The 25,156-nt window shown below is 72.6% G+C and carries 22 protein-coding genes; 21 read left to right on the forward strand and 1 reads right to left on the reverse strand.

Going from position 1 to position 25,156, the window contains the following annotated elements; translation table 11 throughout:
• Position 1 precedes the first annotated feature (1 nt).
• On the forward strand, positions 2-1,438 hold the full coding sequence (lysA, locus tag ACYVDO_RS12070; RefSeq protein ID WP_460936148.1) for a diaminopimelate decarboxylase: 1,437 nt from the start codon (positions 2-4) through the stop codon (positions 1,436-1,438).
• Between the two features lie 120 nt (positions 1,439-1,558).
• Here lysA and ACYVDO_RS12075 read toward each other — a convergent pair whose 3' ends face one another.
• Positions 1,559-2,671 (reverse strand): ScyD/ScyE family protein, encoded by a 1,113-nt coding sequence (locus ACYVDO_RS12075; protein ID WP_460936150.1) that lies wholly within the window; start codon positions 2,669-2,671, stop codon positions 1,559-1,561.
• A 237-nt stretch (positions 2,672-2,908) separates the two neighbouring features.
• Between ACYVDO_RS12075 and ACYVDO_RS12080 the strand changes: the two genes are divergently transcribed.
• From ACYVDO_RS12080 to atpA, 20 genes are all read left to right on the forward strand, one after another.
• Positions 2,909-4,282, forward strand: coding sequence for a homoserine dehydrogenase (locus tag ACYVDO_RS12080; RefSeq protein WP_460936152.1), 1,374 nt, complete (start codon positions 2,909-2,911; stop codon positions 4,280-4,282).
• Complete coding sequence (gene thrC / locus ACYVDO_RS12085) at positions 4,282-5,367, forward strand: threonine synthase (protein ID WP_460936154.1); 1,086 nt, start codon at positions 4,282-4,284, stop codon at positions 5,365-5,367. The genes ACYVDO_RS12080 and thrC overlap by 1 nt, the downstream gene beginning before the upstream one ends.
• Positions 5,367-6,329, forward strand: coding sequence for a homoserine kinase (gene thrB / locus ACYVDO_RS12090; RefSeq protein WP_460936156.1), 963 nt, complete (start codon positions 5,367-5,369; stop codon positions 6,327-6,329). Before thrC ends, thrB begins: the two co-directional genes overlap by 1 nt.
• Positions 6,330-6,540: 211 nt before the next feature.
• The gene (rho, locus tag ACYVDO_RS12095) at positions 6,541-8,751 is read left to right on the forward strand and encodes a transcription termination factor Rho (RefSeq protein WP_460936158.1); all 2,211 of its coding nucleotides are present in this window, start codon (positions 6,541-6,543) and stop codon (positions 8,749-8,751) included.
• A gap of 181 nt (positions 8,752-8,932) precedes the next feature.
• Positions 8,933-9,316, forward strand: a complete 384-nt coding sequence (locus ACYVDO_RS12100; protein WP_460936160.1) for a response regulator transcription factor — start codon at positions 8,933-8,935, stop codon at positions 9,314-9,316.
• A gap of 7 nt (positions 9,317-9,323) precedes the next feature.
• Positions 9,324-10,439 (forward strand): HEAT repeat domain-containing protein, encoded by a 1,116-nt coding sequence (locus tag ACYVDO_RS12105; protein WP_460936162.1) that lies wholly within the window; start codon positions 9,324-9,326, stop codon positions 10,437-10,439.
• Entirely contained in the window at positions 10,436-11,881 is a 1,446-nt protein-coding gene (locus ACYVDO_RS12110; protein ID WP_460936164.1) for a glycosyltransferase family 2 protein, read from the forward strand. The genes ACYVDO_RS12105 and ACYVDO_RS12110 overlap by 4 nt, the downstream gene beginning before the upstream one ends.
• Entirely contained in the window at positions 11,878-13,995 is a 2,118-nt protein-coding gene (locus ACYVDO_RS12115; RefSeq protein WP_460936166.1) for a sensor histidine kinase, read from the forward strand. Before ACYVDO_RS12110 ends, ACYVDO_RS12115 begins: the two co-directional genes overlap by 4 nt.
• A 99-nt stretch (positions 13,996-14,094) precedes the next feature.
• A complete protein-coding gene (rpmE, locus tag ACYVDO_RS12120; RefSeq protein WP_460936168.1) occupies positions 14,095-14,319 on the forward strand; it encodes a 50S ribosomal protein L31 in 225 nt (74 codons plus the stop codon).
• A 112-nt stretch (positions 14,320-14,431) separates the two neighbouring features.
• Positions 14,432-15,508, forward strand: a complete 1,077-nt coding sequence (gene prfA / locus ACYVDO_RS12125; RefSeq protein WP_460936170.1) for a peptide chain release factor 1 — start codon at positions 14,432-14,434, stop codon at positions 15,506-15,508.
• Complete coding sequence (gene prmC, locus ACYVDO_RS12130) at positions 15,505-16,365, forward strand: peptide chain release factor N(5)-glutamine methyltransferase (RefSeq protein ID WP_460936173.1); 861 nt, start codon at positions 15,505-15,507, stop codon at positions 16,363-16,365. The genes prfA and prmC overlap by 4 nt, the downstream gene beginning before the upstream one ends.
• A gap of 150 nt (positions 16,366-16,515) precedes the next feature.
• Positions 16,516-17,430 carry an L-threonylcarbamoyladenylate synthase gene (locus ACYVDO_RS12135; RefSeq protein WP_460936175.1) on the forward strand — a complete coding sequence of 305 codons (915 nt, stop codon included), beginning with the start codon at positions 16,516-16,518 and terminating at the stop codon, positions 17,428-17,430.
• Positions 17,420-18,700, forward strand: coding sequence for a serine hydroxymethyltransferase (locus tag ACYVDO_RS12140; RefSeq protein ID WP_460936176.1), 1,281 nt, complete (start codon positions 17,420-17,422; stop codon positions 18,698-18,700). Before ACYVDO_RS12135 ends, ACYVDO_RS12140 begins: the two co-directional genes overlap by 11 nt.
• A 52-nt stretch (positions 18,701-18,752) precedes the next feature.
• Complete coding sequence (locus ACYVDO_RS12145) at positions 18,753-19,871, forward strand: glycosyltransferase family 4 protein (protein ID WP_460936179.1); 1,119 nt, start codon at positions 18,753-18,755, stop codon at positions 19,869-19,871.
• 268 nt (positions 19,872-20,139) lie between these two features.
• Positions 20,140-20,586 carry a hypothetical protein gene (locus ACYVDO_RS12150; protein WP_460936181.1) on the forward strand — a complete coding sequence of 149 codons (447 nt, stop codon included), beginning with the start codon at positions 20,140-20,142 and terminating at the stop codon, positions 20,584-20,586.
• Positions 20,587-20,746: 160 nt separating this feature from the next.
• Entirely contained in the window at positions 20,747-21,574 is an 828-nt protein-coding gene (gene atpB, locus ACYVDO_RS12155; protein WP_460936183.1) for a F0F1 ATP synthase subunit A, read from the forward strand.
• 94 nt (positions 21,575-21,668) lie between these two features.
• Positions 21,669-21,878, forward strand: a complete 210-nt coding sequence (atpE, locus tag ACYVDO_RS12160) for an ATP synthase F0 subunit C (RefSeq protein ID WP_310155013.1) — start codon at positions 21,669-21,671, stop codon at positions 21,876-21,878.
• A gap of 47 nt (positions 21,879-21,925) precedes the next feature.
• The gene (locus ACYVDO_RS12165) at positions 21,926-22,504 is read left to right on the forward strand and encodes a F0F1 ATP synthase subunit B (RefSeq protein WP_460936185.1); all 579 of its coding nucleotides are present in this window, start codon (positions 21,926-21,928) and stop codon (positions 22,502-22,504) included.
• On the forward strand, positions 22,504-23,319 hold the full coding sequence (locus ACYVDO_RS12170; RefSeq protein WP_460936187.1) for a F0F1 ATP synthase subunit delta: 816 nt from the start codon (positions 22,504-22,506) through the stop codon (positions 23,317-23,319). The genes ACYVDO_RS12165 and ACYVDO_RS12170 overlap by 1 nt, the downstream gene beginning before the upstream one ends.
• Positions 23,320-23,423: 104 nt before the next feature.
• On the forward strand, positions 23,424-25,061 hold the full coding sequence (gene atpA / locus ACYVDO_RS12175) for a F0F1 ATP synthase subunit alpha (protein WP_460936189.1): 1,638 nt from the start codon (positions 23,424-23,426) through the stop codon (positions 25,059-25,061).
• The last annotated feature ends 95 nt before the right edge of the window (positions 25,062-25,156 follow it).

A 25,156-nucleotide genomic window follows, 5' to 3' on the forward strand; every position in this document is an offset into this window, starting at 1 on the left:
CATGCGTGCACACGAGGCGGGGGCGCTCCACGCCGAGGGATACGGCGGGCCCCCGCACTGGCTGCCCTGGCCCACGGACGTCATGGAGCTGCTGCCGCAGCTCTGGCCGAGCACCGTCGACCGGGACGAGGAGGGCCGCCTCACCGTGGGCGGCCTCGACGTCGTGAGCATCGCGCGCGAGTTCGGCACCGCGGCCTACGTCGTGGACGAGGAGGACTTCCGCGCGCGGGCGCGGGCGTTCCGGGACGACTTCGCGGCCCCGTTCGCCGACCTCGGTGGGGTCGACGTCTACTACGCGGGCAAGGCGTTCCTGTGCACGGAGGTCGCGCGATGGGTGGCGCAGGAGGGGCTCTCGCTCGACGTCTGCAGTGGCGGTGAGCTCGCGGTGGCCCAGCGCGCGGGCTTCCCCGCCGAGCGGATCGGCATGCACGGCAACAACAAGAGCCTCGCCGAGATCCGGCAGGCCCTCGAGTACGGCGTCGGCCGGATCGTGGTCGACTCGTTCGAGGAGATCGACCGGATCGCCAGTGTCGCGACGGAGCTCGGCGTCCGGGCCCCTGTCATGGTGCGCGTGACGGTCGGCGTCGAGGCGCACACCCACGAGTTCATCGCCACCGCCCACGAGGACCAGAAGTTCGGCTTCTCGCTCGCCGGCGGCCGCGCCGCCGAGGCCGTGGCGCGGATCCTCGCCCGGCCCGACGTGCTCGACCTGCGCGGGCTGCACTCGCACATCGGCAGCCAGATCTTCGACACTTCGGGCTTCGAGGTGTCGGCCCGGCGGCTGGTCGGCCTGCACGCCGAGGTCGCCCACGTCCACGGGGTGCACCTGCCCGAGATGGACCTCGGCGGCGGCTACGGCATCGCCTACACGTCCGAGCACACCCCGCTGTCGCCGCGCGCGCTCGGCGAGCAGATGGCCGACCTCGTCCGGCGCGAGCTCAAGGCCGCCGGCGACGGCAGCCCCGACACCCCGGCGCCGCGGATCTCGATCGAGCCCGGCCGCGCCATCGTCGGACCGAGCACGTTCACCCTCTACGAGGTCGGCACCGTCAAGGACGTCGACCTCGGTGGAGGATCCACTCGCACCTACGTCAGCGTCGACGGCGGGATGAGCGACAACATCCGCACCGCCCTCTACGACGCCGACTACTCCTGCACGCTCGCGAGCCGCCGCTCCGACGCCGCGCCCCGGCTGGCGCGCGTCGTCGGCCGGCACTGTGAGTCGGGCGACATCGTGGTGATGGACGAGTACCTGCCTGACGACGTCGCCCCCGGCGACCTCGTGGCGGTCCCAGGCACCGGCGCGTACTGCCGGAGCATGGCCAGCCAGTACAACCACACGCCGCGGCCACCCGTCCTCGCCGTCCGTGACGGGCGGGCCCGCGTCATCGTGCGGCGCGAGACCGTCGAGGACCTGCTGGCCCTCGACGTCGGCTGAACGCACCAGCCGGCTGCACGCACCCTCCGGCTGCACGCACCGGAGGATGCCGCGGCCCCTGCAGCCGTAGCACCCCCGGTCCACCCGTCGGGTCGTCCCTCCCCGACAGCGGTGCCACCGTCAGCGGCGGAACACCCGGATCGTGCCCGGCCCGGTGACGTTGCCCTGGTCGTCCATGGCCGCGAGCGTCCCGACGTAGACCGAGCGGCCGGACGCCTCGACCGACACGGGCGAGTCGACCGACCGGAACGTGCTCGTCCGCCCGTGCCGCAGTGCCGTGACCTTGCCGCCGAACAGCTCGGTCACGAGGACCGTGCCGTCCGGTGCCAGCGCCACGTTGGTCGCGCCCGACAAGCCGGTGGCCAGCCGGGTCGCCTTCCCCGACCACTGGTCGACCCGGTACACGCTGCCCCGGGCGCCCAGGCTCGGGTCCTCCGGACCGCCGGGCAGGGTCGACACCAGCAGGCTGCCGTGGTGGGCGACCTCGACGTCGGTCGGCACCGGCTCGAAGGCGTACGTCGTCCCCACGATGCAGTCGGGGGCACCGAGCGCGGACGCCATGTCGGCCGTGATGGTGACCGGCTGCGGCGGCAGCACGGCCAGGGTCGAGACGTGGCCGCGGCGGTCGACGCGCAGGATGGCGTTGGCCGCGGCGTCGGCGACCGCCCACGAGCCGTCGCCGAGCGACACCGTGCTGTACGGGTGCGACTCGACGATGCCCTGGTAGGTCGCGGGGCCCCCGGTGACCTGCTCGAAGAACGCGACGGCGCAGGGGTTGGCTCCGCCGACCAAGCCGTAGGTCTGGGTGCCGTCGGGGTTGACGGAGGACTCGTAGCCGGAGAGGTCCGCCACGACGTCGGCGTGGCCGCGCCGCTTGATCGTCAGGGTCGTCGCGCCGGTGGCGTAGTCCGACGCGGTGTAGGCCCAGGAGCCCTGGTCGGTGACGTCGAGGCCGGCGACCTCGCCGGACTGCGGGCCGGTGGCGAGGGTCTGCAGGCTGCCGTCGCGGCGGACCAGCGAGACGGTCGAGGTGAAGCCGTCGGCGACGTAGACCTTGTCGCGCGCGACGGCCAGCTGGAACGGCGCCAGCACCTGGTCGGTCAGCGTCCGGTCCCAGTGGGCCGGCGGCCGGCCGTGACCCTGGTGGGCCGAGGCGGACGTGGCCGGCGCGAGCACCAGGGCCAGCGAGACGGCGGCCACCCCCGTGGCAGTGAGCGTGGTTCTGCGGATCATGAGGCCTCCCGGCGGCTCTCGAGTGCGGATTCGAGCGGCGCCGGGCCGCCCTGTCCGGGACCGGCGCCCGCGGAGCAGTCTGGCGTCGCATGTCCGGTTCGTCGTCCGCCGTTCTGACTAGTACCGATTGCCGGATAGGGTCCTTTCGCGAGCCGGGCACGTCCGGATCGCGGACCACCGGGGTCCACAGGGTGGACACCGGGGGAGGATGAGGCGGTGCTGAACGAGGAGCGGTCGGTGAGCGAGGCAGAGCGCGGGGGGCGGACCCCGCAGCAGCCCCAGGCGCCCTTGCGCGTGGCGCTGCTGGGCTGTGGCGTGGTCGGGTCGTCCGTCGCGCGCATGCTCACGGAGCACGCCGACGACCTCGCGGCCCGGGTCGGCCGCCCGCTCGAGCTCGTCGGCATCGCGGTCCGCCGCCCGGGGCGCGAGCGCCCGGACGTCCCGGTGGACCCCAGCCTGTTCACCGCGGACGCCGAGGAACTGGTCACGCGCGCCGACATCGTCGTCGAGGTCATCGGCGGCATCGAGCCGGCCCGCACCCTCATCGAGTCGGCGATGAAGCACGGCGCCTCGGTCGTGTCGGCCAACAAGGCCCTGCTCGCCGAGGCCGGTCCGTCGCTGTACGCCGCGGCCGCCGAGCACGGGGTGGACCTCTACTACGAGGCCGCGGTCGCGGGTGCCATCCCCATCCTGCGCCCGATCCGTGAGTCGCTCGCCGGCGACGACGTCCGCAGGGTGCTCGGAATCGTCAACGGCACCACCAACTACGTCCTCGACAAGATGGACACGACCGGCCAGGGCTTCGTCGAGGCCGTCGAGCAGGCCCAGGCGCTGGGCTACGCCGAGGCCGACCCGACCGCCGACGTCGAGGGCTTCGACGCCGCCGCCAAGGCCGCGATCCTCGCCTCACTGGCGTTCCACACCCGGGTGTCGAGCGAGCAGGTCCACCGCGAGGGCATCACCGAGGTCTCGGCTGCCGACGTCCAGGCCGCCCGCGAGATGGACTGTGTCGTCAAGCTGCTCGCAATCTGCGAACGCACCGAGACGGTCGACGACGAGGGCCGTCCCACTCCCGGCGTGAGCGTGCGCGTGCACCCGGCGATGATCCCGCGCGGCCACCCGCTCGGTGGCGTGCGCGACGCGTACAACGCGGTGTTCGTCGAGGCCGACGCGGCCGGGCAGCTCATGTTCTACGGCAAGGGCGCCGGGGGAGACCCGACCGCCAGCGCCGTCCTCGGCGACGTCGTCGCCGTGGCCCGGCACCGGGTGGGCGGCGGGCGCGGACCGGGGGAGTCGGCCTACGCCGACCTGCCGGTGCTGCCCATGGGTCGCGCCCTCACGAGGTACCACATCAGCCTCGACGTGGCCGACCGCCCAGGAGTCCTGGCGCAGGTGGCCATGGCCTTCGCCGCGCACGACGTGTCGATCGAGACCGTGCGGCAGTCGATCGTCGAGCACCCCGGCCCCGACGGCGCCCCGTCGACCCGCGCGCAGCTCGTCGTCGTCACCCACACCGCCCCCGACGCCGCGCTCGCCGCGACCGTGGAGGCGCTCGCGGAGCTCGAGACCGTCCGCGAGGTCACCTCCGTCATGCGGGTGGAGGGCGCCTGATGGCACGCCTGTGGCGCGGCGTGATCCGCGAGTATGCCGAGCGGCTGCCGATGCTCGACGGCGCACCCGTCGTGACCCTCCAGGAGGGCGGGACCCCGCTCATCCCGGCGGAGTGGCTCAGCGAGCGCGTGGGCGCGGAGGTCTTCGTCAAGTACGAGGGCCTGAACCCCACCGGCTCGTTCAAGGACCGCGGCATGACCGCCGCCATCTCGATGGCGGCCAAGCACGGCGCGAAGGCCGTCATCTGCGCCTCCACCGGCAACACGAGCGCCAGCGCCGCGGCCTACGCCGTCAAGGCCGGTATGACGTGTGCGGTGCTCGTCCCGGACGGCAAGATCGCCCTGGGCAAGCTGAGCCAGGCAATCGCGCACGGCGCCACGCTGCTGCAGGTCGAGGGCAACTTCGACGACTGCCTCACCGTGTCGCGCAAGCTCGCCGAGTCCTACCCCGTCGAGCTGGTGAACTCGGTGAACCCGGCGCGCATCGAGGGCCAGAAGACCGCCTCCTTCGAGGTCGTCGACGCCCTCGGTGACGCCCCCGACATCCACTGCCTGCCGGTGGGGAACGCCGGCAACATCACGGCGTACTGGAAGGGCTACCGCGAGTACCACCAGGGCTCGCCGACCCCCGGCCCGGCGTCGCACCTGCCGCAGATGTGGGGCTTCCAGGCGGCGGGCGCCGCGCCGATCGTCCTCGGCCACCCCGTCGACCAGCCCGACACGATCGCCACCGCGATCCGCATCGGCAACCCCGCCTCGTGGCGGCAGGCCGAGGCCGCGCGCGACGAGTCCGGCGGGCGGATCGAGTCCGTCACCGACGAGCAGATCCTCGCGGCCCACCGCATCCTGTCCGCGGAGGAGGGCATCTTCGTCGAGCCGGCGTCGGCCGCCTCCGTGGCCGGCCTGCTCCAGGTCCACGCGGCGGGACAGGTCCCGTCGGGGGCGCGCATCGTGTGCACCGTGACCGGCCACGGGCTCAAGGACCCGCAGTGGGCGCTGCGCCAGGCCGACGGCTCGGAGGTGCAGCCGACCCGGATCCCCGTCGACGCGTACTCCGCCGCGGTCGCCCTCGGCTTCGAGGGCTGATGGCCGACCAGCTCGCGCCGGGGACCTCGGTCGGGGTCCGGGTCCCGGCGAGCAGCGCCAACCTCGGCCCCGGCTTCGACTCGGTCGGGCTCGCCCTCGGCATCTGGGACACCTGCACCGCGACCGTCACCGACGAGCCCGGCGTCGTCGTCGACGTCGAGGGGCAGGGCGCCGGTGAGGTGCCTCGCGACGCGTCGCACCTCGTCGTGCGGACCATGCTGCGGGCCTGGGGCGAGCTCGGCGTCGCGGCGCCGCGGGGTCTGCACCTGCGCTGTGCCAACACCGTGCCGCACGGGCGGGGCCTCGGGTCGTCCGCGACGGCGATCGTCACGGGAATCGTTGCGGCGCAGGCGATCCACGACGTATGCCGTGGGGCCGTGGGTGATCCGGACCTCGCCTTCACCAACGACCTGGCGGCCCGCCTCGAGGGGCACCCCGACAACTCCTCGGCCTCCGTGTTCGGTGGGCTCACCCTGTCGTGGTCCGAGGGGGAGGGGCACGTCGCCACGGTCCGGCTCCGGCCGCACGACGACCTGCGCGTGCTCGTCCTCGTGCCCGGCACGCAGCTCTCCACCGCCACAGCGCGGTCGGTCCTGCCGACCCACGTCCGGCACGCCGACGCGGCCCGCAACTCCGCGCGGGCGGCGCTGCTCGTCCACGCCCTCACCCACGACCCGGGCCTGCTGCTGCCGGCCACCCGGGAGTGGCTGCACCAGGAGGCGCGCCGGGCCTCCTTCGCCGCGTCGATGCAGCTCGTCGACCTGCTGCGCGAGCACGGCCACGCCGCGGTGATCTCCGGGGCCGGGCCCTCCGTCCTCGTCCTGAGCCGGCCCGTCGAGGTCGACGAGGCGGCCGCGCTGGCGCCCGCCGGGTGGCTCGCGAGCCGGCCCGGGGTGCCCACCACGGGGGCACATGTGGTGCTCCGCGAACGCGCCGAGGGGATTTCGCAGACCCGGGACTGATGCCGCCCGCAACGGTGTTACATTGAGTGCGCGCCTCCCCGAGATGCCCCCTTTTCGAAGCATCCCCCGGGTGAGCTGCACCCACCACATGTCGGCCGTCCCGATGCTGCCGTGGCCCTGTCGTGCCGCATGTGGCTTCCACAGGTCAGTTCTCTGGCCCAAGCACCGGACCGAATCTGACTGGTCCGCATACGAGGGGGAAGGATCCTTCGTGACAGACACCACCACTCTCGACACTGCGAGCCCGCAGGACGAGAAGCCGCGTCGCTCCGGAGCGCTCAGCACCATGAAGGTCGCGGAGCTCCAGGGGCTGGCCGCGAGCATGGGGATCACCGGCACCGCGAAGATGCGCAAGAACGACCTCGTGACGGCGATCAAGGACCGCCAGTCCGGGGGGAGCGCAGCCTCCCGCCAGGAGGCCCGGGCCGAGACGGCTCGCACGTCCGAGCCGGGCCGCGCCCCCGTCGCCGACCGTGCCCCCGTCGCCGACCGTGCCCCCGTCGCCGACCGTGCCCCCGTCGCCGACGGCGCACCGGTCGCCGACCGTGAGCCGGCCCGGAGCCGTCGCTCCGCGAGCCCCCAGACCGCACCCCGGACCGAGGCCGCACCCCGCACCGAGGCGGCACCCCGGACCGAGGCGGCCGAGCAGGGCCCCGGACGAGCCGCCGAGGCCCGTCGCGGTGAGCCGGCCGACCAGGCCGGCGACGAGGGCCGCGGCGCCCGTCGCGAGCGTGCCGAGCGCGAGGACCCCGGCGCGACCGGCCGGGCCGACCGGGACCGGCGCCAGGCCGACCGTCGTGACCACGCCGACCGCCGCGACCAGGCCGACCACCGTGCGCCGGACGCCCGTGGTGAGCGGGGCGACCGGGACCAGCGTCAGCGCGACACCCGCGAGGGCGATGACCGCCAGGGTGAGCACCGTGCTGAGCGTGGCGACCGCGACCAGCGACAGGGCGACCACCGCCAGGGCGAAGGGCGACAGGGCGACCACCGCCAGGGCGACGGGCGCCAGGCCGACACCCGTCGCGGCGGCGAGCGCGACCAGGACGGCCGTGCCCACGACGGCCGTGCCCACGACGGCCACGACGACGACACCCGTGGCGACCAGCGCCAGCAGGGTCGGGGCAACGGCGGACAGGGCGGCTACGACGACGACGCCGACGGGCGGGGTCGGCGGCGCAACCGCAACCGCAACCGCAACCGGGACAAGCGACGCGGCGGCCGTGGCGACTTCGGCGAGTACGACAACGAGCCGCAGGTCGCCGACGACGACGTCCTCGTGCCCGTCGCCGGGATCCTCGACGTCCTCGACAACTACGCCTTCGTCCGCACCTCCGGCTACCTGCCCGGCCCCAACGACGTGTACGTCCCGCTGGGCATGGTCAAGAAGAACGGCATGCGCAAGGGCGACGCGGTCACCGGCGCGGTGAAGGCCCAGCACGAGGACCAGGGCCAGCGGCAGAAGTTCAACGCGCTGGTCCGGCTCGACACGGTCAACGGCATGAGCCCCGACGACGCCCGCAAGCGGGTGGAGTTCGGCAAGCTGACCCCGCTGTACCCCCAGCAGCGGCTGCGCCTGGAGACCGAGCCGCACATCCTGACCACCCGCGTCATCGACCTCGTCGCGCCGATCGGCAAGGGCCAGCGTGGCCTGATCGTGGCCCCGGCGAAGGCCGGCAAGACGATGGTGATGCAGGCGATCGCCAACGCGATCACCACCAACAACCCGGAGTGCCACCTCATGGTCGTCCTCGTGGACGAGCGCCCCGAGGAGGTCACCGACATGCAGCGCGCCGTCAAGGGCGAGGTCATCTCCTCGACCTTCGACCGCCCGGCCGAGGACCACACCACGGTCGCCGAGCTGGCCATCGAGCGCGCCAAGCGCCTCGTCGAGATGGGCCACGACGTGGTCGTGCTGCTCGACTCGATCACCAAGCTGGGTCGCGCCTACAACCTCGCCGCCCCGGCGAGCGGTCGCATCCTCTCCGGTGGCGTCGACTCGGCCGCGCTCTACCCGCCGAAGAAGTTCTTCGGCGCGGCGCGCAACATCGAGAACGGCGGCTCGCTCACGATCCTGGCCACCGCGCTGGTCGAGACCGGCTCGCGGATGGACGAGGTGATCTTCGAGGAGTTCAAGGGCACCGGGAACATGGAGCTCAAGCTCGACCGGGGGCTGGCGAACCGCCGCATCTTCCCCGCGGTCGACGTCAACAACTCCGGCACCCGCAAGGAGGAGATCCTGCTCTCCTCCGACGAGCTCAAGATCATGTGGAAGCTGCGCCGGGTGCTCGCGGCACTCGACCAGCAGCAGGGGATCGAGCTGCTCATCGACCGGATCAAGAAGACCAAGAGCAACATCGAGTTCCTCATGCAGATCCAGCAGACGTCGTCGATCAAGGTCGACGACGACAAGGACGACTGAGGACCGGTCCTCGACCCCTCCCGCGGGGCCCGGCGCCGAGACCGGTGCCGGGCCCCGCGGCGTGGCGGTCCGTCCCGTATGCCGGGCAGCCACGCCGGTTCCCAGCTCCAGACCGTCGCGGAGGCCTGCGGCACCGTACATTTGACCGCGTACGCGCGCAGGCAGGCCAGAGAGGACGCACGTGACCGAGCCACAGGGGGCCCGGGTGCTCGTCGCCGACGACGACCCCGACATCCGAGACCTCGTCGACTTCAAGCTCAGCCAGGCGGGGTATTCCGTCCAGGCGGTCCCGGACGGGCTCGCGGCCTGGGACGCGTTCCAGCAGCAGCCCCCGGCGCTCGTCATCCTCGACGTCATGATGCCGGGGCTCTCCGGCATCGACGTGCTGCGCAAGATCCGCGACAGCGACACCCCCACCACCCCGGTGCTCCTCCTGTCGGCCAAGTCGCGCGACACCGACGTGGACACCGGCTTCGCGGTCGGGGCGGACGACTACGTCATCAAGCCGTTCAGCCCCCGCGAGCTCCTGCACCGCGTGAACGGGATCCTGTCCCGGGCCCGATGAGCGCCCCATGAGCTGGCACACGCTGCTGGTCGCGACGCTCGTCGTCCTGGTGTGCTCGGTGGCCCTGGCGGTGGTGGTCGCGCTCACCAAGGTGCTGCGCACCCGGCGTGAGCGGGCCACGCGAGCCGCCCTGGCCCCGTACCGGATGCACCTCGTGGCGCTCGCGGCCGGCGAGGACGAGGACGGAGACCACCTCCAGACCCTGATGGACGCCCCGGAGGCGGTGCGCGGCGTCATCGACGACGCGGTCGTCGAGTTCCTGCAGAAGGTCCGCGGCGCACCCACGGAGGAGCTCTCCATGGTGCTGCTGACGCACGGGGCCCTCGAGCGGGCTCCCCACCACCTGCGCAGCCGCCACGAGCGCGAGCGGGCCCGGGCCGCCCAGATGCTCGGGCTGTGCCGGGTCGGGAGCGCGCTGCCGCTGCTCATCGAGGCCCTGCGCGACACCTCGCTCGAGGTGCGTGTCGCCGCCGCCCAGGCGCTGGGGCAGCTCGGCGAGGCGACCGCAGCGGCACCCCTGCTGGCCGCCGTGGGCGCCGAGCACGGCATACCGGCGGGTGTCGGTGCCGACGCGGTGGGCAGCCTCGGGGTCGGCGTCGCGCCCGCCCTCGTCGACGCCCTGGCGTCGCCGAGCCCGACGACGAGGACGGTCGCCGCCTACGTCAGCGGGATCGGCAGCTTCCGGCGCAGCGTCCCGGCCCTGCGCGAGCTCGTGCGCTCCGACCCCGAGCTCAGCGTCCGCGAGACCAGCGCGACCGCGCTCGGCAGCATCGGCGCCGCCGACGACGTCGAGGTGCTGGCGCAGCACACGGCGGCACCGCACCCGCTGCCCCTGCGACGCATCTGCGCCGAGGCGCTCGGCACGCTCGGCGACCCCGCCGCGGTGCCGCACCTGGCAGCCCTGCTCGGCGACCCCGATCCCCGCCTCGCCGAGATCGCCGCCACCAGCCTCCTGCAGCTCGGCCCGACCGGGCACGCAGCCGTCCAGCCGGTCGAGCAGGCCGAGGCCGAGTCGGCCCAGCAGGGGATCTGGGACCCGCGTCGCGGGCTGCCGGTCGCCTCGGCCGCGACGATGGAGGCCCTGCGTGAGGGTCGTACGGACGGCGTGAGGGGCGCCCCGTGACGGCGTTCCTGGACTCCCTGCGCTCCGGGGTGGTCTGGCTGCTCGCTGCCACCACCGTGCCCGTGCTGGTCTACTTCGTCCTCATCAACTCGTCCTACCTGGTGACGATCGTGCTGGCAGCGCTGGAGATCCGGTCCGAGCGCCGCCGGGACGAGGCCGGCGTGCAGACGATGGGGCGGTCGCTCACGCCGGGGATCTCCGTGCTCGTGCCGGCCCACAACGAGGAGGCCGGCATCGTCACGTCGGTCAAGGCGCTGCTCTCGCTGCGGCACCCGCGGCACGAGGTGGTCGTCGTCGACGACGGCAGCACCGACGGCACGCTGACCCGGCTCGTCGAGGCCTTCGACCTCGTCCAGATCCCGCGCGTCCTTCCCCAGGACGTCCACGTGGAGGCGGCGCTGCGTGGCGTCTACGTGCCCCGCGACGGCCGCACCCGGCTGCTCGTCGTCACCAAGGACAACTCCGGCAAGACCGAGGCCGTCAACACCGGCATCAACGCCGCGACCGAGCCCCTCGTCGCCGTCATCGACGCCGACTCGGTGCTCGAGCCGGACGCCCTGCTCCGGGTGGCCCAGCCGTTCTCCGACGACCCCACGCGGATGGTCGCGACGGGCGGCACGATCCGCGCCGTCAACGGCTGCCGGGTGGTCTCGGGCCGTGTCGTCACGGTGGCCGCGCCCCGCAGGTGGCTGCCCCGGATCCAGGTCGTCGAGTACTTCCGGGCCTTCCTCCTGGGGCGGACCGGCTGGTCGCGGCTGCACGGGCTCATCCTCATCAGCGGCGCGTTCGGGCTGTTCCGCCGCGACGTCCTCGTGGAGGTCGGTGGGCTCGACCACACCAGCATCGGCGAGGACTTCGAGCTCGTCATGCGGATCCACCGGCACCTGCGCGACGAGGGCCGCGACTACCGCGTGCGGTTCGTCCCCGAGCCGGTGTCCTGGACCGAGGCCCCGTCGACCCTGCGGGTCCTGCGCAACCAACGGCGACGGTGGCACCGGGGCCTGTGGGAGACGCTCTGGGCCTACCGGGGGATGCTGCTGCGCAAGCGGTACGGCCGGGTCGGCTGGGTGGCGCTGCCGTACTACTGGGTGTTCGAGCTCGTCGCGCCCCTGCTCGAGGCGTACGGCATCGTCATCCTGCCGTTGGCGCTGTGGCTCGACGTCGTGGACGTACCCTTCGCGTTGCTCTTCCTGCTGCTCGCGTACGGCTACGCGGTCTTCGTGACCCTGGCGGCGCTGGCCGTGGAGGAGTGGGCGTTCCACCGGCACGACCGCTGGCGCGACCTCGGGGTGATCCTGCTGGCCAGCCTGCTGGAGAACGTCGGGTACCGCCAGCTCACGGTCTGGTGGCGGCTCGAGGGGTGGTGGTCCAGCCTGCGCGGCCGCAAGCAGGTGTGGGGCACCATGACGCGCACCGGCTTCCAGGGCGGCGAGACGCCGTGAACCGGGCACCGGGCCTGCGTCGACGGGGGGCCCGCCTGGCCACCCGGTCCGTGGGGGTGCAGGTCCGCACCCTGGCCCTCAGCGTCCTCGTGGTCCTGCCGGTGGTGTTCGGGCTGGTCTTCGCCCAGCAGGTGCGCCAGAACCACGCAGCGACGGCGCTCACGCTCGCCCTCGGGCCGGCCTTCGAGGCCAACAACGCCGCGATGCTCGACATGACCGAGGCGAACGCCGGCTGGAGCCAGCAGGTAAACGGCGCGGCCCCGATCATCCGGTACCGCCTCAAGGAGGAGGCCGTCGTCGGCGACCTCGACGCGGTGGGGCGGGCCATCGCCTCGAACTCCCTCGACGACGAGCAGCGGACCCGGTACGCCCGGCTCCTCGCGGCGCAACGAACCGCGGTCCGGACGTGGTTCGAGACGGCCACCCGGACCGAGTCGGACCTCGGGCGGTCGGCCGCGGTCGCCGGCGCCGCCCAGGACGACGCGAACCGGGCCTTTCGCGCCGTGCGGGACACCAACCGCGCCCTCTTCGCCGCGCTGAAGAGCGAGCGCGACGACGCCCGGCGCGACACCCGGGCCTCCTCCGGGCTGGCCATGGCGCTGCTGGTGGTGGCGGTCGTCCTCACGACCGGCCTCCTCGTGGGGTGGGGGCTGCTGCTGAGCCGGTCGGTCTCGCGTCCGCTCGAACGGCTGCGGGCGGTGGTGGCCCGGCAGCGCGACGGCGACCGGGAGGCGACCGCCGACGTCAGCACCGGCGCCGCGGAGGTGCGCGACCTCGCCGACGACTTCAACGGGCTCACCCGGGCCAACCTGGTCCTGCAGGAGCAACAGGCGGCCGTGCTGCTGTCCTACCAGCTGGCCCTGGACGTGGCCCGCGTCGTCCACGGCGCCCCCGACATCGACTCGGCCGTGTATGCCGTCTGCGCGATGCTGGGGGAGGGCCTGTCCGCCGACCGCGTGCTGCTCTACACCTACGACGGGTCCGGCGAGATCGACCAGCGCACCCAGTGGCACCGCTACGACCTGCCCGACCTGCCGCCGTTCCCGCCCTCCCTGGCCCAGGAGGTGGCCCTCGTCAACCGAGAGCTGCGGCGGGCGGCAACGTTCTTCGCGGTGCCCGACTTCCTCGACGCCCAGGTGCAGCAGCAGGAGCGGGCCGAGCGGTTCTTCCGGGCCACAGGTGCCCGCAGCCTGCTCATGGTCCCCGTCGGGACGGGCGCCCAGGGCCTCGGCGTGCTCTCCGTCCTCATGGTCGACGGTCCCCGCCGGTGGCGCCGCCACGAGATCCAGTCGGCGCAGCAGTGCGCCGGGTACGTCGCGCAGTCGATCGTGGCGCTGCGGCTGCGGGAGATGCAGGACGCCCAGCTCACCCGGCTCACCGAGCTGGACCGCCAGAAGACGGACTTCCTCGCGACCGTGTCGCACGAGCTGCGGACCCCCCTGACGTCGATCGCCGGCTACCTCGAGCTGCTCGAGGACGGCGACTACGGCGACCTGACCCGACCCCAGCTCGACGCCCTCGGCACCATCCGTCGCAACGCGGTCCGGCTGCGCGGGATGATCGAGGACCTGCTGGTGCTCAACAAGATCGAGGCGTCCGGTGTGCAGCCCAGCCTGCAGGAGCTGCCGGTCGCCGTGCTGCTCGGTGACGTGGTCGAGGTGCTGCGACCCGGTGCCGCGGCGGCCGGGGTCGAGCTGCAGGTCGCCGCCGTGGACCCGGACCTCCTCGTCCGCGTCGACCGGCAGCACATGGAGCGGGCCTTCATCAACCTGGGGTCCAACGCCGTCAAGTTCACGCCGGCGGGTGGACGGGTCGACCTGTCGGCCCACCAGGACGCCGACCGGGTCGTCGTGACCGTCTCGGACACCGGCATCGGCATCCCCGCCCGGGACCAGGCCCAGCTCTTCGAGCGGTTCTTCCGGGCGAGCAACGCGACCGACGCCGCCATCCCCGGCACCGGCCTGGGCCTGGCCATCGCCCGGTCGATCGTCGCAGGTCACGGCGGTGAGCTGACGCTGGAGTCGGTGGAGGGCGAGGGGACCACGATCCGCGTGCTGCTGCCCCTCGTCGGGCAGGCCGCGCCGGGGAATGCCGCCCGGGTCGACGCCGTTTAGGAGAAGGTGCGCCACCTCTGGCACACTTGACCGCTGACCGGTTCACCGCAGTACGGGCAGATCCCGCGGACCCGGCCGCACCGACTCGAGGAGCACGCTTTGAAGAAGGACATCCACCCGGAGTACGTCGCCACCACGGTGACCTGTACCTGTGGCAACACGTTCCAGACCCGCAGCACCGCTGCGAACGGCGCCATCCACGCCGAGGTTTGCTCGCAGTGCCACCCGTTCTACACCGGCAAGCAGAAGATCCTCGACACCGGTGGCCGCGTGGCCCGCTTCGAGGCGCGCTACGGCAAGAAGGCCGCGGCCGAGAAGAAGTAGCTTTCCCGCTGCGCCGGTCCTGACCACACGGTCAGGGCCGGCGCATTGCGTTATCCCCCGAGCACAGCCCACCTCATCCCGCCTTCACCACGCAGATCCGAGGGAACCACCCATGCTGGAGTCCGCAGCCGCCCTGGTGCAGGAGCACGCCGAGCTCGAGAAGGAGCTCGCCGACCCCGCGGTCTTCGGCGACCAGGACAAGGTGCGGCAGCTGAACAAGCGGTATGCCGCGCTGGCGCCGACCGTCGCGGCCTACCACGCGTGGCACACGGCCCAGGACGACCTGGCCGCCGCCCGCGAGCTCGCCACCGAGGACGCGTCGTTCGCCGAGGAGGTCCCGGCGCTGGAGCAGACCCTGGCCGCCGCGGAGGAGAAGCTGCGCCGGCTGCTCGTACCGCGCGACTCGGACGACGACCGCGACATCATCCTCGAGGTCAAGGCCGGCGAGGGCGGCGACGAGTCGGCCCTGTTCGCCGGGGACCTGCTGCGCATGTACCTGCGCTACGCCGAGCGCCGCGGCTGGAGGACCGAGGTCATCGACGCGACCGAGTCCGACCTCGGCGGGTACAAGGACGTGCAGGTCGCCATCAAGGCCAAGGGCACCCCCGAGCCGGGGGAGGCTCCCTGGGCCCGGCTGAAGTACGAGGGCGGCGTGCACCGGGTGCAGCGCGTTCCGGTGACCGAGAGCCAGGGGCGGATCCACACCTCTGCTGCCGGCGTCTGGGTCATGCCCGAGGCCGAGGAGGTCGAGGTCGCCCTCGACCCGAACGACCTCAAGATCGACGTCTACCGCTCGTCCGGCCCCGGCGGGCAGTCGGTCAACACGACCGACTCGGCGGTGCGCATCACCCACCTGCCGACCGGCGTCGTCGTCTCCTGCCAGAACGAGAAGAGCCAGCTCCAGAACAAGGAGTCGGCGATGCGGGTGCTGCGCGCTCGGCTGCACCAGCTGGCGATGGACGAGGCCGCGGCCGCCTCCGCCGAGGCCCGCAAGAGCCAGGTGCGCACGGTCGACCGCAGCGAGCGGATCCGCACCTACAACTTCCCCGAGAACCGCATCTCCGACCACCGGACCGGCTTCAAGGCCTACAACCTCGACACCGTCCTCGACGGCGAGCTCGACCCCGTCGTGCAGTCGGCCGTCGATGCCGACGAGGCCGCTCGCATGGCCGCGGTCGCCGAGGGGTGAGCACGCTCCGCGCGCAGGTCGTGGCCGCCACCCGCGCCCTGGCCGACGCCGGCGTGCCCTCGCCCGAGGCCGATGCGCTCGCGCTCGCCGCGCACGTCCTCGGCTGCGACGCCGGCGACGTCCGGCGGCGGATGGTGCTGCTCGAGGAGTGCGGCGCCGGCTTCGCCGACCGGTATGCCGGGCTGGTCGCCGAGCGCGCGGCGCGGCTGCCGCTGCAGCACCTGACCGGCCGCGCCCACTTCCGCCACCTCACGCTCAGGGTCGGGCCCGGGGTCTTCACGCCCCGCCCCGAGACCGAGGTGGTGGCCGGGCTGGCCATCGAGGCTGCGCGGGCCTGCGGTACCACACCGGTGGTCGTGGACCTCTGCACCGGGTCCGGCGCCATCGCGCTCGCGGTGGCCGACGAGCTGCCCGGCGCCACGGTGCACGCAGTCGAGCTGTCGGTCGAGGCGCACGCCTGGGCTGCGCGCAACGTGGAGGCGACCGGGCTCCCGGTGGAGCTGCGGCTCGGCGACGCCACCACGGCATACCCCGAGCTCGACGGCACGGTCGACGTCGTCGTGTCCAACCCGCCCTACATCCCCGTCGGGATGGTCCCGCTCGACCCCGAGGTCCGCGACCACGACCCGGAGGTGGCGCTCTACGGCGGCAGCGAGGACGGGCTGGCGATCCCGCTCGCGGTGGCGCGCCGGGCGGCCGGGCTGCTGCGCCCGGGTGGGACGCTCGTGATGGAGCACGCCGACAGCCAGGGCGAGAGCCTGCCCGCGGCGCTGCGGCGCACGGGGGAGTGGTCCGACGTGGCCGACCACCCCGACCTCACCGGCCGCCCGCGGGCCACGGTGGCGACCCGCGCCTGACCCCCCTTTCTCGCACTCGTGGCCACTGAGCCGCGGTGTGGGGCGCAGTCCCGGTGGCCCAGTGGCCCGAAGTGGCAGCCGCGGGGGACGGCGGGAGGGGAGCGCGGGCCCTGGGTGGGGGCCCCGCGCGACCGGAATAGGCTGGGGCCCATGAGCCCGGTCTACGACTGCACCACCGACGAGGGTCGCGCCGAGGGGGTCGCCAAGGCGGCCGAGGCGGTCCGTGCCGGGGAGGTGGTGGTCCTCCCCACGGACACCGTCTACGGCGTCGGCGCCGATGCGTTCTCGGCCGAGGCCGTCGCCTCCGTGCTGGCGGCCAAGGGCCGCGGCCGCGAGATGCCGCCACCGGTCCTCGTGCCGAGCGTGCGCACCGTCGACGGTCTGGCCACCGACGTCCCGGCCTATGCCCGCGACCTCATCGGGGAGTTCTGGCCCGGCCCGCTCACGCTCGTCCTCACCGCCCAGGCGTCCCTCGTGTGGGACCTCGGCGACACGAACGGCACCGTGGCCCTGCGCATGCCCAAGGACGACGTGGCCCTGGCCCTGCTCACCGAGGTCGGCCCGCTCGCCGTGACGAGCGCCAACCTCACCGGCCAGCCGCCCGCGACCACGGTCACGGACGCCGCAGCCCAGCTCGGCGCCGCCGTCTCGGTCTACCTCGACGGCGGCCCCACGACGAGCATGGAGGTGTCCACGATCGTCGACTGCACGGGGCCGACGCCGACGGTCCTGCGCGCGGGCGCGATCACCCAGGACCAGATCGACGATGTCCTCGAGCGCCCCTCGGGGGCCGAGCCCGCCGCTGCCGACGAGCCGGCCGCCGCTGCTGACGAGCCGGCCGCCGCTGCTGACGAGCCGGCCGCCGCTGCTGACGAGCCGGCCGCCGCTGCCGACGAGCCGGCCGCCGCTGCCGACCAGCCGGCCGCAGCGGCTCTCGAGCGCCCGACCGACGAGACCCCGGCGGAGTCCGCGGACGGCACCGGGACCACCGGCGAGGACGCCCTAGAGTTGCCACCGACCTCCGAGACCGCCGCCGACACCCCGGGAGAGACCCATGAGCGCTGACACCTTCTACGGTTCCGACTTCGGGGCGCTGGAGGCCTTCGACCCGGAGGTGGCCGGTGTGCTCGTCTCCGAGCTTGACCGCATCCGCAGCGGCCTGCAGCTCATCGCCAGCGAGAACATGTCCAGCCCCGAGGTGCTCACCGCCCTCGGCTCGACCCTGTCGAACAAGTACGCCGAGGGCTACCCGGGGCGCCGCTACTACGGCGGGTGCTCCGAGGTCGACAAGGCCGAGAACCTCGCCATCGAGCGGTGCAAGGCCCTCTTCGACGCCGACCACGCCAACGTCCAGCCGCACTCGGGCGCCAGCGCGAACCAGGCGGTCTACGGCGCCTTCATGCAGCCCGGCGAGACCATCCTCGCGATGGCCCTCCCGATGGGTGGCCACCTCACCCATGGCACCAAGGTCTCGTTCTCCGGCAAGTGGTTCAACGCCGTCCACTACGGCGTCGACCGCCAGAGCGAGGACATCGACTACGCCGAGGTCGAGCGCCTCGCCAAGGAGCACCGGCCCAAGGTGATCCTCGCCGGCGGCTCGGCGATCCCGCGGCTCATCGACTTCGAGTTCTTCCGCAGGCTGGCCGACGAGGTCGGCGCGATCTTCTGGGTCGACGCCGCGCACTTCATCGGCCTCGTGGCCGGCAAGGCGATCCCCAGCCCCGTGCCGTACGCCGACGTCGTCACCTTCACGACCCACAAGGTGCTGCGGGGACCGCGCTCGGGCGCGCTGGTCTGCAAGGAGGAACACGCCGCCAAGCTGGACAAGGCGGTCTTCCCGATGATGCAGGGCGGCCCGCAGATGCACACCATCGCGGCCAAGGCGGTCAACTTCAAGGAGTGCGCGACGCCGGAGTACCAGGCGTACGCCAAGCAGGTCATCGAGAACGCCTCCGCGCTCGCGACAGCGTTGGGGGAGAGGGGGATCCGTCCCACGACCGGCGGCACCGACACGCACCTGTCGCTGCACGACCTCCAGGGCGTGGATGTCACGGGCGCCGACGCCGAGGCCCGGGCCGACGCCGCCGGCATCGTGCTCAACAAGAACGCGATCCCGTTCGACCCGCAGAAGCCCAACATCGCCAGCGGCATCCGCGTCGGCACGCCCTGCGTGACGACCCAGGGCATGGGCACGGCCGAGATGGAGCAGATCGCCGAGCTCATCGCCACCGCCGTGACCCGGGGCGACGCCGACCCCGACCACGAGGTCTCCCGCCAGGTGCGCGCCGGGGTGACGGACCTCGTGACCAGGTTCCCGGCATACCCTCGGGGCTGACCCCGGCGCCGAGCCCGGACACGGTCGCCGACACCACCCGAGAGGCACGTGGGTGCGCGAGTACCTCCTGGTCCTGATGGTCGCCGCGGTGGTGACGTATGCCGCGACGCCGCTGCTGCGCGCCGTCGCCGTGCGCCTGGGTGCCTTCACGCCCGTCCGTGACCGGGACGTGCACTCCGCCCCCATCCCGCGGCTCGGGGGAGTGGCGATCTTCCTCGGCTTCGCGGCGTCCATGCTCGCGGCGAGCCACCTGCCGTTCCTCGGGCAGGTGTTCGTCCTCGGTCCCGAGCTCAAGGGCGTCCTCTACGGCGCCGCGATCGTGTGCCTCATCGGGGCGATCGACGACATCCGCGAGATGGACTGGCTGACCAAGATGGGCGGCCAGATGATCGCCGCCGGGATCATCGCGTTCAGCGGCATCCAGCTCTTCCAGCTGCCGATCGGCGGGGTGACGGTGCTGCCGACGCCGATCATGGTGGGGCTCACCGTCTTCGCCGTGGTCGTCTTCACCAACGCCGTGAACTTCATCGACGGGCTCGACGGCCTCGCCGCCGGGGTCGTCGTCATCGCGGCGACGTCCTTCTTCATCTACAGCTACGGCATCTCGCGCACGTTCGACCCGCCCAACGTGTTCTCCTCGGCCACCCTCATCTCGGCCGCGCTCATCGGCTGCTGCCTGGGCTTCCTGCCACACAACTACCACCCGGCGCGCCTCTTCATGGGGGACTCGGGCGCGCTCCTGCTCGGCCTGCTCCTGGCCGCGGCCACGATCTCCACCACGGGCAACGTCACGCCGTCCCAGGTCAGCACCAACCCGGTCGCGGCGACCCTCCTGCCCCTGGTGGTTCCACTGGCCATCATCCTGCTGCCGCTCGTCGACATCCTGCTCGCCGTCGTGCGCCGCACGCGGCGGGGGGAGCGGCCGTGGCACCCGGACAAGCAGCACCTGCACCACCGGATGCTGCAGATCGGGCACGGCCACCGCCGGGCGGTGCTGCTGCTGTGGCTGTGGGCGGCCGTGACGTCGCTGGGCTCGGTCAGCTTCGTCCTCGTCCCCGACCCGCTCGTGGCCGGGATCGGGGTGGTGGTGGCGGTGGTCGTGGCCGGGGTGCTCACGGTGTGGCTGCCGCGCTGGTCCGCCCCGGGCCACCGCCCGCGTCGCATCGCCTGACCGCCCCCGGCCACCGGCCCACGGTTCCCCGAATTGGATCAGCCGATCGGGGCGATGCCGCGGCAGCGGGTCCACCGCGTCCTCTCGGGGACCCGGTTCCCCGGGGGCCCACGCGGCCCCCGGGCGCCCGCGTGGGCGCGTGACCCCGCAGGTCATGGGCGGCGTTTGGGCTGCGCACCGAGCTTGTGATAGCTTTCACAAGCGCCGGGACGGCGCCCCGACCCTCCTTCGCCAGGCATCCCGCCACGACGAACCAGGCAGGCAGACCATGACGCAGCAGACCGCGCCCAGGGGTGACAACCTCTTCCACGTGGTGCTGCGCCGGGCCCTCGTCCCGGCCGCCGCCGCCGGTCTGGTGACCGCCGTGGTGCTGGGCGTGGTGCGGGGCCCCGGGGGAGGGGTGGCCGGCGTCATCGGCGTCGTCATCGCCCTGGCGTTCTTCGCCTCGGGGCTGGTCATGGTGGGCCGCTTCGTGCGCGACCGCACCGAGCCGATGCTCTTCATGGCCGTCGGCATGGCCGTCTACCTCGCCCAGGTGCTCGTGCTCCTGGGTGTCCTGGTCGTCGTCCGGCAGGTCGACGCGTTCGACAGCGTCGCCGCCGGGATCGCGATGCTCGTGACGGTGCTCGTCTGGCAGGGCGCGCAGGTGCTCGCCTGGAGGCACGCGCGCGTGCCGGTCTACGACGAGCCGGACCCGCGGGCGGTGGAGCCGTGAGCACGGCGTCCCGCGTCGCGACCGGTCCCGCAGGTCGGGTAGCGTACGGGCTGTCGTCCGCCACGACCCCGGCCAGCGTCCGTCCGCGCAGTTCCCGCTGCACTGGCCCCCGACCCGGAGCGGCGGTGCGGATGCTCGACAAATCACTGGAGGAGAGGCTGTGAGCCTGAACGTGGTGCCCCTGCACATTGCCGGCGCCGTCCCCGCCGCCGGCGGCGAGGGCGGGTTCGAGACGCCGGGCGTCGCGAACTTCTGGTGGCCGCTGATCGGCGGTGACAGCCCCTGGACCTTCACCCGTCCCGCGCTCGTGCTGCTGATCTCCGTCGGCATCCTGGCCTGGTTCTTCGTCGGGACGAGCAGCAAGCTCTCCGTCGTCCCCAGCCGGCGCCAGTTCCTCGTCGAGGGCACGTACAACTTCGTGCGCAACACGATCGGCCGCGACATCATCGGCAGCAAGGACTTCCTGCAGTTCCTGCCGCTGCTGTTCACGCTCTTCACGCTGATCCTGCTCAACAACGTCTTCGGGATCGTGCCGTTCGTGCAGTACCCGACCATGAGCCGCCTCGGCATCCCGCTGGTGCTCACGCTGATCGTGTACATCACCTACCACACGGTCGCGATCCGCCGGAAGCACGGCGTCGTCCCCTACTTCAAGTCGCTCGTCCCGTCCGGCCTGCCGGGCTGGCTGCGGCCGATCCTGTTCGTCCTCGAGTTCCTCACGTACTTCGTGATCCGGCCGCTCACGCTGGCCCTGCGACTCATGGGCAACATGCTCGCCGGCCACCTCATGCTCCTGGTGTTCATCCTCGGCGGCGAGTACCTGCTGCTGCACGGCAGCAACCTGTTCCTGAAGTTCTCCGGCCTGCTGTCCTTCGGCTTCTCGATCGGCATGACGTTCTTCGAGCTGCTCATCGAGTTCCTGCAGGCGTTCATCTTCACCCTGCTGGCGGCGCTGTACATCGCCGACGCGGTCTCCGAGCACCACTGACCTCCAGCCCCGGGGCCCCGGTCCCGTCAGCACCAACTGAATACACACCCCCACGACACCGGGAACCGTCCCGGTGCCACCGAAAGGATCGAAAATGACCGGCAACATCGCCTTCCTCGGCTACGGCCTCGCCGCGATCGGCCCCGGCATCGGTGTCGGCCTGATCTTCGCCGCCTACATCAACGGTGTCGCCCGCCAGCCCGAGGCCCGGGGCATGCTCCAGACCATCGCCTTCACCGGCATGGCGATCACCGAGGCGCTCGCCATCCTCGGTCTGGTCTTCGCGTTCGTCTTCAAGGGCTGACCTCCCCCTAGACCCACCCTCCCGAGCTCCAACAGATAGGACGCGATGTGATTACCGCATCCGTGGTTGCCGCCGGGGAGACCAACGGTTTCCCTTCGGGTTTCCCGCTGCTCCCGCACCCGGCCGAGATGATCGTCGGGGTCATCGCCTTCGCCATCTTGTACTGGCTGTACAAGTCCAAGGTGGTGCCGCGCATGGAGGAGATGTACGCCGAGCGCACCGCCGCGATCGAGGGTGGCATGCAGCAGGCCGAGGAGGCCCAGCAGCAGGCCCAGGCTGCCCTCGAGCAGTACCAGGCCCAGCTCGCCGAGGCGCGGGCGGAGGCCGCACGCATCCGTGAGGAGGCGCGCGAGCAGGGCGCGGCGATCGTCGCGGAGATGCGCGGTGTGGCGCAGGCCGAGGCGGCTCGCATCACCGAGGCGGCGCACAAGCAGATCGAGGCCGAGCGCCAGCAGGCTGTCGTCCAGCTGCGCACCGAGGTGGGCCGCCTGTCCACGGACCTGGCCAGCCGCATCGTCGGGGAGTCGCTCGAGGACGAGGCGCGTCAGCGCGGCATCGTCGACCGCTTCCTGGCCGAGCTCGAGGCCGGCGACATCAGGCCCGCGAAGGTCGGGGAGGGTGCCTGATGCGCGGATCGTCGCGGGCAGCCGCGATCGCCGGCAGCAAGGCGCTCGACGCCGCGCTCGCCGGGGGTGTCGACCGGAGCGCGCTCGGTGACGAGCTGCTCTCGGTCGCGGCCATCATCGATGGCTCCGCCACGCTGCGCCGCGCGCTCGCAGACCCGTCCCGCGAGGCTGCCGACAAGTCGGCGCTCGCCGAGCGGCTCCTCACCGGCAAGGTGACGCCGGAGACCGTCGTGGTCGTGAAGAACCTCGCCGGACAGCGCTGGGCGGCCGAGCGTGACCTCCCCGACACCGTCGAGGAGCTGGGCATCTCGGCCGTCCTCGCCGGTGCGGAGCAGGCAGGGCGGATCGACCGGGTCGAGGACGAGCTGTTCCGGTTCGAGCGGACCGTGGCCGCCAACCCCGAGCTGCGCGACGCCCTCACCCACCAGCAGCGCGACGCCGGGTCTCGGGCCGGGCTCGTCCAGGAGCTGCTCGAGGGCAAGGCCGCACCGGAGACGCTGCGACTGGCCCGACAGGCGGTGCTCGCGCCCCGGGGCCGCAAGCTGGACCGGACGCTGGAGTCCTACCTCGCGCTCGCCGCCCAGCGACGTGAGCAGGTGACCGCCGTCGTCACCGTGGCGCGCGACCTCACCACCCAACAGCGCGAGCGGCTCGCCGCGGCTCTGCAGGACACCTACGGCAAGCCGGTGCTCCTGCAGCAGGTCCTCGACCCGAACGTCATCGGCGGCATCCGGGTGCAGGTCGGCGACGAGGTCGTCGACGGCACCGTGCTGCGGCGGCTCGACGAGGCTCGTCGGCACATCACCGGGAGCTGACGGCCCATCCGACAGCCTGCACCCCCAACGACAACGCAGGACACACCACAGACTTCGGCTCAGCCCGAGCCGGCAGCTGCACCACCAAGGGAGAAGAGAGTCAGATGACGGAGCTTTCGATCCGTCCGGAGGAGATCCGGGACGCACTGGACAACTTCGTTCAGTCCTACGAGCCCGGCGCGGCCTCCCGCGAAGAGGTCGGCCGCGTCGTCGACGCCGGTGACGGCATCGCCCACGTCGAGGGCCTGCCCTCGGCCATGACCAACGAGCTGCTCGAGTTCGAGGACGGCACGCTGGGCCTGGCGCTCAACCTCGACGTCCACGAGATCGGCGTCGTCATCCTCGGTGACTTCTCCAAGATCGAGGAGGGCCAGGAGGTCAAGCGCACCGGCGAGGTCCTCTCGGTCCCCGTCGGCGACGCCTACCTCGGCCGCGTCGTCAACCCACTCGGCCAGCCGATCGACGGCCTCGGCGCCATCGAGACCACCGAGCGCCGCGCGCTCGAGCTGCAGGCGCCGACCGTGGTCCAGCGCAAGTCGGTCCACGAGCCGCTGCAGACCGGCCTGAAGGCCGTCGACGCCATGACGCCGATCGGGCGTGGCCAGCGCCAGCTGATCATCGGCGACCGCCAGACCGGCAAGACCACGGTCGCGGTCGACACGATCATCAACCAGAAGCAGAACTGGGACTCCGGCGACCCGGAGAAGCAGGTCCGCTGCATCTACGTCGCGATGGGCCAGAAGGGCTCCACCATCGCGGCGGTCCGGGGCACCCTGGAGGAGGCCGGTGCGCTCGAGTACACGACGATCGTCGCCGCCCCCGCCTCCGACTCCGCGGGCTTCAAGTACCTCGCCCCCTACACGGGCTCGGCCATCGGCCAGCACTGGATGTACCAGGGCAAGCACGTCCTCATCGTCTTCGACGACCTGTCCAAGCAGGCCGAGGCCTACCGCGCGGTGTCGCTGCTGCTGCGTCGTCCGCCGGGCCGCGAGGCGTACCCGGGCGACGTCTTCTACCTGCACAGCCGGCTGCTCGAGCGCTGCGCCAAGCTCTCCGATGAGCTGGGTGCGGGGTCGATGACCGGCCTGCCGATCATCGAGACCAAGGCGGGCGACGTCTCGGCGTACATCCCGACCAACGTCATCTCGATCACGGACGGCCAGATCTACCTGCAGGCCGACCTGTTCAACGCCAACGTCCGGCCGGCGATCGACGTGGGTGTCTCCGTCTCCCGCGTCGGTGGCGCAGCGCAGATCAAGGCCATGAAGGACGTCTCCGGTCGCCTCAAGCTCGACCTCGCGCAGTTCCGCGCGATGGAGGCCTTCGCGATGTTCGCCTCGGACCTCGACCCGGCCTCGCGTGCCCAGCTCGCCAAGGGCGCCCGCCTCGTGGAGCTGCTCAAGCAGCGCCAGGCTGCACCGTTCCCGGTGGAGGAGCAGGTCGTCTCGATCTGGGCCGGCACCTCCGGGCAGCTGGACTCGGTCGCCGTCGAGGACGTGCGCCGGTTCGAGGCCGAGTTCCTCGACTACCTGCGCCGGGAGAAGAAGGGCCTGCTCGACGCGATCCGCGAGTCCAAGAAGTTCGAGGACGAGACGCGCTCCGGGCTCGAGGACGCGGTGAAGTCGTTCAAGGAGCAGTTCGCCGCCTCCGGCGCCGAGGGGACCCCCGTGGGCCGCGAGGCCGACCCGGGCGAGCTCGAGCACGAGGTCGAGCAGGAGAAGATCGTCAAGCAGAAGCGCTGACGCGGTATGCCGGGTGCGCACCGCGTGCGCACCCGGCACCACGGGGCACTCGGCTCCGCCGGGCTACCGGCCCACCACCACCGAACGAGAACCAA

The organism is Phycicoccus ginsengisoli (genome assembly GCF_054779295.1).